We start from the raw sequence: 13,656 nt of genomic DNA, 5'->3' as shown, positions 1-13,656 counted from the left end.
CGTCGGAGTTAGCGTTCGCTATAAAGAAGACTGAACAAGGTGGTCCATGGAAACGAAAGTTCGCAGGAGACGTCCGGCATTCGACCGGGAAGAGGGAGTGGCAATCGCTCAAGGCCTCTTCCACGAACGCGGCTACGATGCCGTGGGCGTGGCGGAGCTGTGCGATGCGCTCGGCATCGTAGCGCCCAGCCTCTACGCGGCCTATGGCAGCAAGGCCGAGCTGTTCAATCGGGCGATGAAGCGCTACGTCGGGACAGATTTCCTGCCTTTGGACGATATCCTCACGTCCGATAGCAAGCCTGTGGAAGCCTTGACGGAACTGTTCGTCAGGGCGACGGAACACTATACCCGCCACGACAAGTGGAAGGGATGCATGGTCACCGAAGGCATGCGCGCTGACGACGAAACGGCGAGAAGCATGGCTGCCGAGCTTGCCAAGGGCGGCAGCGACATCATTGGCAACTACATCCGAGACCATCAGGCGAAGGATCCGGAGCGGGTGACCGACTACGTCCTGATGACCCTTCGCGGCCTGTCCTCCTATGCCTGTCTCGGGTATTCGACCGAGCGTCTGACCCATTGTGCGGAGATGGCTGGCCGCGCGCTGGAAGGCGATTTCGATACGCACGCGGCCTGATCCAATCCGTCTGGGCACTTACTCGAGATCCGCGTCGATCCGTTCGATCAGGCCGGCTGAATTCGCCGCAATTTTGAGGGTGCCGATCTCGTGGCCGTAGTCACCTGTGAAATCCAGGCGAACGACCGCATTGAAGTTGTCGGCGCTTTCCATCGACAGAAGCTCGCTGTGGGTATTGTACCCGACGAAAAACCGCTCGATATAACGTCGCACACCTTCAATTCCGACGAACGCGTCGCCGACAGATACGTCATCGATGACAGCATCCGCTGCGAACAGGGATATTGCACCAGCGACGTCGAAAGCATTGGTGGTCCGTATGAAGTCTTCGACGAGCTTCTGCATGGTTGCTGGCTCCCTCAGAGATCGATGATTGTGGTGTCGGCGATCGTTTTGGCAAATCCATTGCCAAACAGTCCGGCCGGTGTTTGAAACCCTCCCCTGGCCTCGCCCGCCAGGACGCGACGCCCGGCCTCCGCTACCGCGATTGCGGTAAAGCTGTAGCCGTTGACCGTGTCGAGGAGCGAGCGGAAAACCTTACCCTGAGCATCGGTCACTTCGACGATTGCCTGATAGCGGTTCGCCAGCCGCTCGTCGTCGCTCGGCCCATCCGGGAGCAGGGAGAGATCGCCCTGTGGAAAACCATTGCCCGTCACATGGACGAAGGTCTCGATGTTGGGAACCCCCGTCGCCCGCCAGATTGTGATGAGATCGGGAAGCGTGACCTGGAAACTCTCGACAGCACCCTGCCCGAAGTCGAACTTCCGGATGCTGTTGGCGACCGTCACCAGCTCGCCATTCACACGCGCAAGCGTCTCAGTGGTCATGTTCTCGGTCGCGCTGATGGCAGACCCCCGGGACATCCCACCGGACACATGCATCGCAGTCCTGATCTTGCGGGGATTCTGCACCCTTGCGACAGCATGTCCGGCAAGACTGCCAAGCATCGCAACACTGCCTCCACCGCCCGGCATCAGCATGACACCTGCGGCCTTCGCCTCGCCGTCGAGGCGTTCAGCAAGACGATAGCTGTCGAGTTCGGCCGCGGTGTCGAGATAGTGCATGCCGTTGCGGATGGAAGCTTCCATCAAAGGTTTCGCCGTCCGCATAAAGGGACCAGCGCAGTTCAGCAGGACTGATATACCCAATAGGTTCTGGTCGATCGTGTCGGCATCATCGAGCGCGAAAACCCGGCACTCGACACCGTGTTCGGCCGCGAGCTTGGCCAGGGCTCCTTCGCTGCGTCCTGCCAGCACGAGCTGAGTGCCGGCAGACTGGGCATGTTCTGCCACCATGCGCCCTGTGTATCCGGTCGCGCCGTATATCATCATTTTCTTCATGTCAGTGCTGCCATTCCTTGTAGACAAATTCGAGTGAGTAGCCGTCGGGATCGCGGACCTGTGCCGCGTAGTAGCGAGGGTCGTAGTGAAGCTGCGGTCCGGGCGGGTGGATCTCGGCGGCCCCTGCCGTCATGGCTGCTGCATAGGCTGCATCCACCTGCGCCTCACCATCGGCAACGAAGCCAACATGCCCGGCGCGCCCTTCGACGACGCCCATGCGGAGCCAGAAGAACACCCGGCCGTTCGCCCCAAAACCTTTGAGATCGGGATGGCCGGGAGGGCCGTCCTTTCCGTCGTAGTCGATGGCGTGGACGATCCCGAGAGGTGCGAGCGCCGCCTCATAGAAAGCGATGGAGCGGTCGATGTCGCTGACCGACAGAAAGACATGGTCGAGCATGGTGCTCTCCTTTGGTTCAGATGATGTAGCCGCCGGCGACTTCGATATTCTGGGCGTTGATCCAGCGGCTCTCCTCAGACAGCAGGCTGGCAATCACGCCGCCGATCTCTTCCGGCTCACCCACACGACCGAGAGCAGTCTGTCCCGCCAGCATGGCTTCGAACTCCTCGTTCAGACCACCGCCCAGTTCCGTGCGGATAGCCCCAGGAGCGATGGAGTTCGCCCGGATCCGGCGCTCGCCGAATTCCTTGGCCATGTAGCGTGTCAGAACTTCCAGGCCACCTTTGAACGATGCGTATGGGGCAACGCCCGCGGTTGCGACGCGGCTTGTGGCGCTCGTCATATTGACGATATGCCCGCCATCCTCCATCAGCGGCAGCAGCGTCTGGGTCAGGAAGAACGGTCCCTTAAGATGGACGTTGAACAGGCCGTCAAACTGGTCTTCCGTCACATCGGTGATCGGAGCGTAAAGACCGTATCCGGCATTGTTGATGAGGGAGTGAAAAGTCTGACGGCCCCAGACCGCCTGAAGTTGTAGCTTGACCGCATCCCGGAATTCCGGGAATGCGCTTATGTCGCCGACATCGAGCTTCAATGCGACGGCTTTGCCGCCCTGCGCCGTGATCTCGCTGACAACCTCATCGGCTTTGGCGGGATTGCTGTTGTAGGTGACGACAACGCCCATGCTGCGCTTTGCGCAGTGGATCGCGGTGCTGGCTCCAAGGCCTCGGCTGCCGCCGGTAATGATGACGATTTTCATGTCTCTTTGCTCCATGTCCTGTGTTGACCTGAAGCTACTTCGGCGAGGCATCGTTCGCTCACCCATTTCTCTCTGAAGCTTGCCTATTTCTGCTTTCGTCTTGCGCGCTCATCGAAGCTCTGCCAAGCTCTGAAACATGGAAAAGCAATTGACCGAACTGCGCGCACTGGCGTCGAAGGCCGAGAACAGGCGCACCGACACTGGCATTCCGCGCGTGGCAATGGTCCAGGGTGAAATCCCGGAGCACCAGCTCGCCGCCGTCTATGATCCGATGGTCAACCTGATCCTGACAGGATCGAAGACGATGACGGTCGGTGACCGGACATTCCACTACGATCCGGCGACCTATTTCGTGATGTCTGTGGATCTGCCGGCCGTCGGATCTGTGCATCCGTCGTCGGCGGGTGAACCCTATCTGGCGGTCAGCCTGACACTCGACCCCACTATCGTCGCGGGCCTGATCCGAGATCTGCCTGTCAAGGTATCAAGCGAGCTGTTCAGCTCGGGATTTTCCGTTGCCCCGGTCAACGAGGACCTTCTTGACGCCTGGATCCGGATGCTGCGACTGATGGAGAGACCAGACGAAATCGCGATACTATCCCCCGTCTACGAGCGGGAAATACTCTTCCGCGTCCTCCAGGGTCCACTCGGATGGATGCTACGCGACATCGCCTCGCCCGATACGGCGCTCTCGCGTATCAGTGTAGCCATTAACTGGATCCGCCAGAATTTTGCCCAGACGATCAGGGTCGAGGCCTTGGCTGAAATGGCGGCGCTTAGCGTGTCGGCATTCCACCGCCACTTCAAGTCGGTCACGGCGCTTAGCCCCTTGCAATACCAGAAGCGCGTCCGCCTTCTCCATGCCCGCTCCCTGCTAATCGCCGGGCAGGGCAACGCGACATCGGTTTCCTTCGGGGTAGGATACAAAAGCCCGAACCAGTTCAGTCGCGAATACACGCGACTGTTCGGACTGCCGCCTTCAAAAGATCTGGCCAGAGCGACGCAGGATCTCAGGGTCGCGTAGCGAAAAGGTCAGTTAGAGAATTAGCATGTCCCGGCTCAAGGAAGACCACGTGCCTCACGGACGGCGGCGCTTCGGCAAGCTGCTTTCTTGAGAAGAGCCATATCGTAAATTACAGAGCCGCAGAGGCTTTTATCCTGAACATGGCACCGGCGCGTTCGGCTGTTGCCAACAACCGCGATCTTTCCATCCCCGTATAGGCCGAAGCCGATAGGCCGCGAATTATGGTGACCACCAGATCGGTGAGGATATCGGCATCGTTAGGCGCACGCTTGATAATCTCCTCGCGAATGGCGCTATTTATGATGGCACTGAATTCCTGAGCGATCCTGCGCGCATCGGTATCCGCAGCACGTGCGCCCTCCGTCACCAGGCAGCCCCGGCAGTCGCCATGGCGCGAATACTGGTCGGCAGCGGAAACGAAAAGCAGGGCCACGGCATCACCCAGATCGCGTTCGTCGAAGAACTCGGAAAGCGGCAACGCCTGGTCCATCATGTACCGATCGAGAACGTTTCGGAACAGTCCAGCCTTGCTGCCATAGGCCGCATAAAGGCTCGGCGGATTGATGTCGAGGGCCTCGGTAAGGTCGGCGAGACTGACCCCATCGTAGCCGCGTTCGTGAAACAGACGCTGAGCGCGTTCCAGCCCCAACTGCCGGTCAAACGGGCGGCGCGGACGGCGTGTACGAGGAGTTTCAGCCACATTTCTCTCCACTGTTAGAAGGAGATAATAGCAATCACTACATATTTTGGCAATCGGCATTGCAATGCGTTTGTAGTGACTGCTATTATATGTCCTGCGAAAAGGAGCAATGAGTATGACGAACGAGATTTCCAAAAAGATCGCTGTGATCACCGGCGGTAGCAGTGGCATCGGACTGGAGATCGCCAGACGACTGATCGCATCCGACATGCATGTGGTGATAGTCGGCCGACGCGCAGAAGCACTGGACAAGGCCCTCATCGCACTCGGTGCCAATTCGGAACGAATAGTCGGTGATGTTGCCAATCCTGCTGCCCTGCGCGAGCTGTTCCGCCACATCAGCGATCGTTTTGGTCACATCGATGTTCTGGTTGCCAATGCCGGAAAAGGTATCCACGCACCCCTCGGGCAGATCACCGAAGAAGCCTATAACGAGCAGTTCGACACCAACGTCAAGGGTATCGTTTTTACCGTTCAGGAGGCACTGCCGCTGCTGCGCAGGGGATCCTCTGTGGTCATTGTCGGTTCAACGGCTTCGATCGATCCGGGGCCGACAATGAGCATCTACGGCGCCACCAAGGCTGCCGTCCGCAATCTCGTTCGAAGCTGGATCAGCGACCTGAAGGGCTCCGGGATCAGGATCAACATCGTAAGCCCCGGCCCTACGAACACCGACTCTCTCCGCATTGCATTCGGTGACCACGCAAAAGAAGGCATGGAGTTCCTGACCAACAAAAGTCCGATCGGACGCATTGGAGAGCCGGAAGAAGTCGCCGAGGTCGCAGCTTTCCTCGCAAGCGATGCCGCAAGCTATGTCAACGGCATTGAACTGTTCGCCGATGGCGGCGCATCACAAGTCTAACCAAACGAGCCCGTTGGTCTTGGACATTGCCCGGCACGCAAAGCCGACCGACAGAAAGAATGATCCATGGATCTGTTAAATCACATCGAATTTCCTGTTTCGGATGGGGAGCTATTGAAAGCCTTCTATGAGGAGGCCCTTGCACCTCTGGGCATTCATGTCGTCATCTCCGTCGATCCGGCACGCACGAAACATGGAGGTCCAAGATATGGGTTTGGTCGCGGTGGCTATCCCAGTCTGTGGATTCACGAAAGGAAGGGGCAGCGCGCCGCAATCCATGTTGCATTCACGGCCGACAGTCGAGCAGCGGTAGATGCTTTCTATGCGGCGGCTATGAAGAGCGGTGGGCGCGACAACGGCCCGCCTGGTATTCGAGAACATTATCACTCAAGCTATTATGCGGCCTACGTTCTCGACCCAGATGGAAACAACATCGAGGCTGTTTGCCAGATCTGATATGATTATCACCGGTGCGGATAGTCGCCCTGCTCTGGTGACGGTCCTCGCCTATATCCGGAGCTTCTTCCCAAGAACAAGCCCGCCCCTTGGACCTTTTTTTTGAACGCCACAATCTCACGCCTTGAACGGAGTCGAACGGCCGACCCAGTGGTTCAATTGCTTGCGTCCGCTGGCCTACGCTCAGATGCAGGTCGTCGCCAAGGCAATTACCCGGTGGGCTCGACGGCCGGGCATTGTCGAGTTTCACCCGTAGACGTACCAGTCGGAGCAGGGCAACCGAGAATGCTGGCGGGAAAGTTTGCTACCAGCGCACTCACCGTAAAGCTGCCGCGGTTTTCCAACCAGATACTCCGCTACGAGCGGATGCCGGAGGGGCTGGTGCACGAGATTGGTCTGCCAGCGCATCGAGCGATGCCGGACGCCTATGTCACGGCCCATCATCTTCGTGATCTGTTGAACGCAGCGTCGCTTGAACCGTGTCTCGCCTGGAGCGCTGAGCCCGGCCTTCTGCCGCGCGTGCCCTCGGGTCCGGATCGGGGCGAGAGCTGGGATCGTCTCAGTAACGAGGCGCTTAATGAATTCCTTCGCGATCGGGATATCGATATTCGCTTTAGCGCCAAGACAGAACTGGCACGGCGTGGCGATATCGCCCAGCCTATAACTGTCGAGCCGGCTCAACGGACACTTCTTTGACGAACGATAGCGCGATTGCTGCCTCCGTAGGCCGCGAGCTGCGGCTTCTGACGATATGATGTCCGGCACGACCACGACCCCGGGGGGCGCGCTGATCTCGACAGCGAATGCTGGGTCAGGTTTCGAAACCATCCGATCTATCACCTTCGGCATGATGTCGTAACGCGGCGTCGGTGATCTCGACCCAGCCGTGTTTGCGGCTCTCGAAGATGGAGCGCTGCGGGAACGGAAAACCTGGGTCGGCAAATGCCCCAACCGGGATAGCCACCATGTTCGGGAGATCTTCGTTTTCATAAACGACCGTCGATCCACATGTCGGGCAGAAGAAGTGCTTTGCCAACCTGCCACTCTCACCAGTTCGCTCCCATTGCTGACAAGCGCCGTACAGGGTGACATTCTTTTTGGGAAAGCGAGCCTGCACGCCAAAGGCGCTACCGGTGCGCCGTTGACAGTCCAGGCAATGGCAGACTGAGACGTGACGGGGTTCACCTTCACATTCGGCCGTGAAAGACCTGCATTTGCATGCCGCCACTCTCATCACCTCTCCTCTTAAAAACATCTCGATGCGGGGCGAGACAAGCGCCGACCCAGTGCAGACCGTGGACTATGAGGCAGCTTGAGGCGTTATTCAGCAGCCTGTTTCGAGACTTCCGCCTTTTCCTCGGCGACGTCTTCCATGCACTCAGCCTTCTCTGCGAGGCTTTCACTCATTTCGCGCAGCTGTTGTTCGTCAAGTTTTTCGATGCCGACGAACTTGTTCTGCGCCTGAGACGTCAGGATCAATTCATCGAGCTTAGCTTGCAAGGCCTTGCCGTCACGATTTTGGGAGTTCTGCAGCACGAAGACCATGAGGAATGTAACGATCGTCGTCGATGTGTTGATGACCAACTGCCATGTCTCCGAGTATCCGAAGAACGGTCCGGAAAGCGCCCAGACAAGAACGAGCACGACTGCCGTGACAAACGTCGCCGGTTTGCCGGAAAGATCCGCGATTTTTGTTGCGAACTTGGAGAACAGGGAATTCATGAGACGTTGTCCGATCATCAGGAGACAGCGCTGAAACGCGTGCGCCTATGACCAGTTCCGATGCGAAATATTACAAATATGCAATGCGGACAGTCAGCGTTGAAACGGCGTCACTGATCGAAGGAACAGGCAACGACGTCATGCATTTGTTGGCAGGAGCCGACGATGAAGATCCTTGACCAACGCTTTCTCCAACTGTCCAACGCAACTGTCACGGTCGCGGGCCATCGCCTTTCCCCGTTGCTCGTCACCGTTGCGATGATCGGATGGATCGTCGTCGGCTCAATGAAAGGTTTTCCAACGGAGTGGTTCCTCATCGCAAACATGGTCGGCACAGCGGTTACAGTTTTCGTTCTCCTGCTCGTCCAGCACTCGCAAAATCGAGACATGCACGCGCTGAAGGTAAAGGTCGATGAACTAATCCGATCCAACGGCGCCGCGCGAAACGAAATGATTGCCGTGGAACGCCGGGAGGAACGCGAGATTGAGCGCATGGTCCAAGATCGGCAAACCAAGATCTGAACTTCGGTGTAGGAGAACGCGAAATGTGTTTACTCCAGATAGCTGTTGCGGTGCCTCAGGAACTCGATGTCGTTGAGAAAATCGAGGTCGAAACCGCTCCTTGAACTGCCACAACGCGATAAGTTGTCGGCGTAGAAGTGCCCGTCAGGAACCAAACGTCTCAACAGCGCTTTAGGCGGGATGGAAACCTCAGAATTCGCAAAACTCGAAGAACCCATCGCACTTGTCGTTGACGACGAGCCGCTTATCCTCATGGACACGGCGGACATGATTTCCGACGAAGGTTATGCCGTCGTGGAGGCGACCACTGCCGACCAGGCTTATGAATTCCTCGACCGGCATTCATCGCTTCAGCTCCTGTTCACCGATGTCCAAATGCCCGGTGATCTGGACGGTTTCGATCTCGCCCGGGTTGTCGCTGAGCGTTGGCCACATATCTGCGTCGTCATTGCGTCGGGCGCGGCCGTTCCTGGACCTGGCGACATTCCGGATAATGCAACGTTCATCTCCAAGCCATTCACCGCGGAGCATGTCCATAAAGTGTTGAGGGAGCGCTGTATCCGGCACTAGGAGCCGAGTGTTACCCCGAAGCAACACAATGGCCGAGAACAACTACCGCAACGTCATATTGCCGGTTGTGGTCTACTTACTGGCGAATGGGGGACCCGGAGTGTCGATGATGACTATCAATGCCCTGATTGATCTCCAACGCTGACGATGATTATTGCTACGACTGCAGGTTATGCTGATGCCCGGACCCGACACTTCCATGTTCAAACTCGATCCCGCGCCGACGGTCATCACTTTCGACTGCTATGGCACGCTCGTGCAGTGGTATGAGGTGCTGCTCCGCGAGATCAGCGCGACGCTGGCGGCGCACCGCGCGAGTGAATTGAGTGCATCGTCAATCCTCGACAGCTTCGCCGTACAGGGGCGGCGCCTGACGGCTGAAAAGCCGCACCGCCTTTATAAAGACATTCTGCGCATTGGCTTTGCTGCTGCATTTCGCGAACACGGGCTGACCCTGAGCCCGGAGGAGATCGAACGCATTGCCTCGTCACCCATGATGATGGGCCCGCATCCAGACGTCCCGGATGCCCTGCGACGGCTGCGCGAGCGCTACAAGCTCGCGATCTTCACGAATTCCGACGACGATCTTATCGCGCCAACAGTGGCGCGCATCGGCGTGCCCTTTGATTACATCATCACCGCCGAACAGGCTCACGCCTACAAGCCGTCGCGACAACTATTCGAATACGCCTACCGCCGGATGGGCGTGAACCCCGACGAAACGGTTCACGTGGCCATGGGCATGTACTGGGACATGAAAGCCCGTCATGAACTAGGTCTGCGAGGTATCTGGGTGAACCGGCGGGGAGAGACCGGCAACCCCGACTGGCTGCCTTATGCTGAAGTGTCAGACTTGGATGGCGCGGCATCATTGCTCCTGCCGCCATGAGCCTGAGCTGCCGGCACTATGACTGTTCAATCCATGCGCTAGTTAACGGAAATGGCGGGATCACCCTGTCAAGTTGTCGCTTTTAAAAGGTTTACAACCCGTCGATCGACCTTATTCGCTTACGTGTTTCCAAGCAGTGGACGCTATGCAACCGCCGCCAGCGCCGCGCGCAGTTCTTCCAGACCGTGAGGCTTTGTCAGAAGCGCTGTTCGCGCCGGATCGTCAAGCGACGGCCCCTGATCCATGCCCGTTGCGAAAACGATACCGATCCCAGGCCACCGCCGGCGAACCTGGCGACAGAACTCCTCGCCGGTCATGCCGGGCAGCCCAAGGTCGGAGACGACAATATCGACGCCGCCCTGCTCAAGGAGAGCCAGCGCATCCTCGGCAGACCCAGCTTCCGTCACATCGCAATCGAGTTCGAGCAGCATGTCGGCGCTCGCCATCCGGATCAGATCATTATCCTCCACCAAAAGGACGCGGCGTTTCGCTATGCCTGTCGCTTTCGTCTCTCGATGCGCCTCCGCGAGCCGGCTTGTCGCAGTTTGCACTTGCGTGCGATTGTTGAGCACGTGCCGGATTTTTCTGGCGAGCTGCTCGCGGCTGTAGGGCTTCGACAGAAGCTGGACGCCCGGATCCAGGCGACCACCATGGACGATTGAGTTTTCGGTGTATCCCGACGTGAACAGAATGCCGATGTTCGGAACGCGCTCCTTCGCCTTTCTGGCGAGCTCGGAGCTTTTCAACTGACCCGGCATCACCACGTCGGTGAACAGCAGATCGATATTCATTCCGCTTTCGATGATCGACAGCGCTGAGGCGGCATCTGGCGCTTTCAACACACGATAGCCCAGTTCTTGGAGAAGTTCGACGACAGTGGCGCGAACACCTTCGTCATCCTCAGCAACGAGGATGGTTTCCGACCCTCCCTCGACTGGGCCATCAATCCGCTCGACCTCGACATCCTCTTGCTGCATGGCCCTTGGCAGGTACATTTTGACGGTCGTACCGTGGCCAAGTTCGCTATAGATCTTGACGTGGCCGCCGGTCTGTTTGACGAAACCGTAGACCATCGACAGCCCAAGGCCCGTGCCTTTGCCTTCAGGCTTGGTCGAGAAGAATGGTTCGAAGACCTTTGTCATCAGCTCCGGCGACATGCCGCTTCCGGTATCCGTGACCGAAAGTGCCACGTATTGTCCCGGCTGCACGTCGTCGTGCAGTCTCGCGTAGGTGTCGTCGATATAGGCATTGCCGACCTCGATGGTGAGTTTGCCGAACCCTTCCATCGCATCACGCGCATTGATCGCAAGATTGAGGAGCGCATTCTCGACCTGCATAGGATCGATGAGAGAATTCCATAGGCCGCCTGACACGATTGTCTCGATTTCCACGCCTTCGCCGATCGTGCGTCGCAACATCTCATCCATGCCGCGGATCAACCGGCCGACACTGACGACCTTCGGATCAAGTGCCTGTCGTCGGCCAAATGCCAGCAGCTGGGAAGCGAGCTTCGATCCTCGATTGACACCGGCAAGGGCGTTGGTGATGCGCCGTTCAGCCTTCTCGTTCCCGACCACGTCCTTTGACAGAAGCTGAAGATTGCCGGCAACGACCTGCAACAGATTGTTGAAGTCATGGGCGACGCCGCCGGTCAGGTTGCCGATCGCCTCCATCTTTTGGGCTTGCTGCAAGGCAAGCTCGCTCTGGCGAAGCGCCGCCGCTGCCTCCCGTTCCTCGGTCACGTCGCGACCGACGGCATGGATGAAGCTCTCGTCCGGGACGGCGGTCCAGGAAATCGTCCGGTAGGACTTATCTTTGCATTGATAGCGGTTCTCGAACGAGAAGGTCGTGACGCCCTGGGCAAGTTTGCCGACTTCGTCGAGGGTGGTCTGACGGTCGTCCGGGTGGACGAAGTCCATGAAGGATCGACCGATCAGATCGTCTTCGTCCCAACCGAGAACCGTCTTCCATGCCGGATTGAGCGCGGTGATCGCGGCATCGAACGATGCTACGAGCATTACGTCGGTCGAAAGCCGCCACATGCGATCGCGGTCCGCCGTGCGCTCGGCGACGCGCTGCTCGAGGGTCTGATTGAGAGCCTGGAGCTTCTCTCGTGTCGCCCGCAGCTCCTCGATTTCGGTATTGGTGCCGATCCAGCGGAGAATGCTGCCTTCGTCGCTCTCGATCGGAACGGCGCGCACGATATGCCATCGGAAAGCCCCCGACTTGTGACGCAGGCGGAATTCCGCCTGATAGGTCTCGCCAGTATCGAGCGCGTGCTTCCAGGCCTGTGCTGTTGCAGCAACGTCGTCCACATGGACCATCGACACCCAGGCCTCGCCGTCGAGCTCCCCCGGCGCTCTGCCCGCGTATTCGTAGACGCGATCGTTGAACCAGTCGAGCTGGCCATCGGGCGATGCCGTCCAGACATGGTTTGGAATGGCTTGAGCAAGTGCCCGGAAACGCGTTTCGCTTTCGCGCAGTTCGCGTTGCGCCCTCAGCTGCTCCGTCACGTCCTGGACAACGCCGACAAACCGGATCGGCTTGCCGTCAGGAGCGAATTCGAACTCGCCTCGTCTCGCCACGACGCGTTGCTGGCCGTTGTCCGAGCGTCGGATCCGATATTCGACCGTGAGCGGCGACGTACCAGTTTTTCTCGTCTCCGGATTGGAAGCGATTTCCTGGTCCTCGCCGAAGACGAGATGCTGGATTGTCGAAATGGGAATGGCGTCCGTCTGTTCGATTCCGTAGATGCTGCAGAATTCGGGTGACGGACTCAGGATGTCCGTTTGAAGATCGAGCGAGAATACTCCGACCCCGCCCGCCTCTTGCGCACGGCGAAGCCCCGCCTCCGCATCGGCGAGAGCCTGCGTGGCCCTATGTTGATCTGTCTGATCTCGCAGCACCTTGACGAGCCCGATTGGCGTGCCTCCAGCATCGCGCAGAGGACTGATCTCGCCGCTTGCCCAGAAGACCTCGCCGGACTTGCGAAGATGCCATCGGTCGTGATGGGTGGTGCCGAGTGCTAAGGCCGCATCCATCGCTTCCCGGGGCTTGCCAGCCGCCCGGTCCTCCGACGTAAACAGCATTTCCCAAAAGAGACCAGCTACTTCTTCTTGCGTCCAGCAGAAGATGCGACGCGCGCCTTCATTCCAGCGAATGACCCTTCCCTCGAGATCAAGGGCAATGATCGCGTAATCGACGGCACTGTCGATGATCTGCCGGCTCTGCTCTTCGCTCGCGACAAGCGCCCGTTCGGCCCGGACCTTCGCAGTCGTTTCGATAACGATCGCCATAACGCCGCACGGGTTGCCGTTCTCGTCGATGATCGGGGAGTAGTCGAGATTCATCCAGACGGGTTCGGGCGTTCCCGATCGGTTCAGTGAAAGCTCTTGATCCGTGTAACGGAGCGTTCGCCCCGATAGTCCGACACGCATGACGTTGTCATTGAAATCGGCGATCTCGTCCCAGCCTTCGCGAACCTTCGCGCCGAGAAGGTCGGGATGTCGCTCGCCTGCAAAGACCGAATAGGCGTCGTTGTAGATCATGATACCGTCCTCGCCCCACAGGGTGACGATCGGCACAGGCGATTGCAGGATCAGCGCCACCGTAGTGCGCAGGCTCTGCGGCCATGATCCGGGACAACCAATCGACGTGTTTGACCAGTCGAAGGCGGCGATCAGGCGCGCGAGTTCGCCGGTATGTGCAAGGAAGTCGAAGGCATTGTGTTCACGGCTCATGGTAGCGGTATTACGCGAGATCATAGGCCAGCGAAAG

15 protein-coding genes and 1 pseudogene are annotated in these 13,656 nt (G+C 58.5%); 8 read left to right on the top strand and 8 right to left on the bottom strand.

Annotated elements, in window-relative coordinates; translation table 11 throughout:
* Positions 1-46 precede the first annotated feature (46 nt).
* A complete protein-coding gene (locus G6L01_RS26705; RefSeq protein ID WP_174096480.1) occupies positions 47-637 on the top strand; it encodes a TetR/AcrR family transcriptional regulator in 591 nt (196 codons plus the stop codon).
* An 18-nt stretch (positions 638-655) separates the two neighbouring features.
* Here the strand turns inward: G6L01_RS26705 and G6L01_RS26700 are convergent, their stop codons facing one another.
* Genes G6L01_RS26700 through G6L01_RS26685 form a run of 4 tightly spaced genes read right to left on the bottom strand, consistent with a single transcriptional unit; the run spans position 656 to position 3,134 of the window.
* Positions 656-982, bottom strand: coding sequence for a nuclear transport factor 2 family protein (locus tag G6L01_RS26700; RefSeq protein ID WP_174096479.1), 327 nt, complete (start codon positions 980-982; stop codon positions 656-658).
* 14 nt (positions 983-996) lie between these two features.
* Complete coding sequence (locus G6L01_RS26695; RefSeq protein ID WP_174096477.1) at positions 997-1,977, bottom strand: saccharopine dehydrogenase family protein; 981 nt, start codon at positions 1,975-1,977, stop codon at positions 997-999.
* Position 1,978: 1 nt separating this feature from the next.
* Positions 1,979-2,374 carry a VOC family protein gene (locus tag G6L01_RS26690; protein WP_174096476.1) on the bottom strand — a complete coding sequence of 132 codons (396 nt, stop codon included), beginning with the start codon at positions 2,372-2,374 and terminating at the stop codon, positions 1,979-1,981.
* A 16-nt stretch (positions 2,375-2,390) separates the two neighbouring features.
* On the bottom strand, positions 2,391-3,134 hold the full coding sequence (locus tag G6L01_RS26685; protein WP_174096474.1) for an SDR family NAD(P)-dependent oxidoreductase: 744 nt from the start codon (positions 3,132-3,134) through the stop codon (positions 2,391-2,393).
* A gap of 136 nt (positions 3,135-3,270) precedes the next feature.
* Between G6L01_RS26685 and G6L01_RS26680 the strand changes: the two genes are divergently transcribed.
* Entirely contained in the window at positions 3,271-4,158 is an 888-nt protein-coding gene (locus G6L01_RS26680; protein WP_174096472.1) for an AraC family transcriptional regulator, read from the top strand.
* Between the two features lie 109 nt (positions 4,159-4,267).
* Here the strand turns inward: G6L01_RS26680 and G6L01_RS26675 are convergent, their stop codons facing one another.
* Positions 4,268-4,858, bottom strand: a complete 591-nt coding sequence (locus G6L01_RS26675) for a TetR/AcrR family transcriptional regulator (RefSeq protein WP_174096471.1) — start codon at positions 4,856-4,858, stop codon at positions 4,268-4,270.
* 115 nt (positions 4,859-4,973) lie between these two features.
* Here G6L01_RS26675 and G6L01_RS26670 point away from each other — a divergent pair, with 115 nt between their 5' ends.
* From G6L01_RS26670 to G6L01_RS26660, 3 genes and pseudogenes are all read left to right on the top strand, one after another.
* Positions 4,974-5,720 carry an SDR family NAD(P)-dependent oxidoreductase gene (locus tag G6L01_RS26670; protein WP_174096469.1) on the top strand — a complete coding sequence of 249 codons (747 nt, stop codon included), beginning with the start codon at positions 4,974-4,976 and terminating at the stop codon, positions 5,718-5,720.
* Between the two features lie 66 nt (positions 5,721-5,786).
* On the top strand, positions 5,787-6,176 hold the full coding sequence (locus tag G6L01_RS26665) for a VOC family protein (protein WP_174096468.1): 390 nt from the start codon (positions 5,787-5,789) through the stop codon (positions 6,174-6,176).
* A 324-nt stretch (positions 6,177-6,500) separates the two neighbouring features.
* Positions 6,501-6,872 (top strand): annotated as a pseudogene (locus tag G6L01_RS26660) (DNA polymerase III subunit epsilon); the annotation flags it as partial.
* 115 nt (positions 6,873-6,987) lie between these two features.
* Here G6L01_RS26660 and G6L01_RS26655 read toward each other — a convergent pair.
* Positions 6,988-7,410 carry a GFA family protein gene (locus G6L01_RS26655; protein WP_174096467.1) on the bottom strand — a complete coding sequence of 141 codons (423 nt, stop codon included), beginning with the start codon at positions 7,408-7,410 and terminating at the stop codon, positions 6,988-6,990.
* An 86-nt stretch (positions 7,411-7,496) separates the two neighbouring features.
* Positions 7,497-7,898, bottom strand: a complete 402-nt coding sequence (locus tag G6L01_RS26650; RefSeq protein WP_174096466.1) for a low affinity iron permease family protein — start codon at positions 7,896-7,898, stop codon at positions 7,497-7,499.
* Between the two features lie 165 nt (positions 7,899-8,063).
* On the opposite strand from G6L01_RS26650, the gene G6L01_RS26645 reads away from it, so the two are divergent.
* The 3 genes from G6L01_RS26645 to G6L01_RS26635 all read left to right on the top strand — a co-directional run bounded on the left by G6L01_RS26645 (position 8,064) and on the right by G6L01_RS26635 (position 9,879).
* On the top strand, positions 8,064-8,420 hold the full coding sequence (locus G6L01_RS26645; RefSeq protein WP_174096465.1) for a low affinity iron permease family protein: 357 nt from the start codon (positions 8,064-8,066) through the stop codon (positions 8,418-8,420).
* Positions 8,421-8,600: 180 nt separating this feature from the next.
* Entirely contained in the window at positions 8,601-8,990 is a 390-nt protein-coding gene (locus G6L01_RS26640) for a response regulator (RefSeq protein ID WP_174096464.1), read from the top strand.
* A gap of 199 nt (positions 8,991-9,189) precedes the next feature.
* Entirely contained in the window at positions 9,190-9,879 is a 690-nt protein-coding gene (locus G6L01_RS26635) for a haloacid dehalogenase type II (RefSeq protein WP_234902239.1), read from the top strand.
* 143 nt (positions 9,880-10,022) lie between these two features.
* Here G6L01_RS26635 and G6L01_RS26630 read toward each other — a convergent pair whose 3' ends face one another.
* Complete coding sequence (locus tag G6L01_RS26630) at positions 10,023-13,619, bottom strand: PAS domain S-box protein (RefSeq protein ID WP_174096462.1); 3,597 nt, start codon at positions 13,617-13,619, stop codon at positions 10,023-10,025.
* Positions 13,620-13,656 lie beyond the last annotated feature (37 nt).

It is taken from the genome of Agrobacterium vitis (assembly GCF_013337045.2).
GTDB classification, from domain to species: Bacteria; Pseudomonadota; Alphaproteobacteria; order Rhizobiales; family Rhizobiaceae; genus Allorhizobium; species Allorhizobium vitis_B.
The sequence above is the reverse complement of the archived record's forward strand: the minus strand, read 5'-3'. Positions and strand labels throughout refer to the sequence as shown.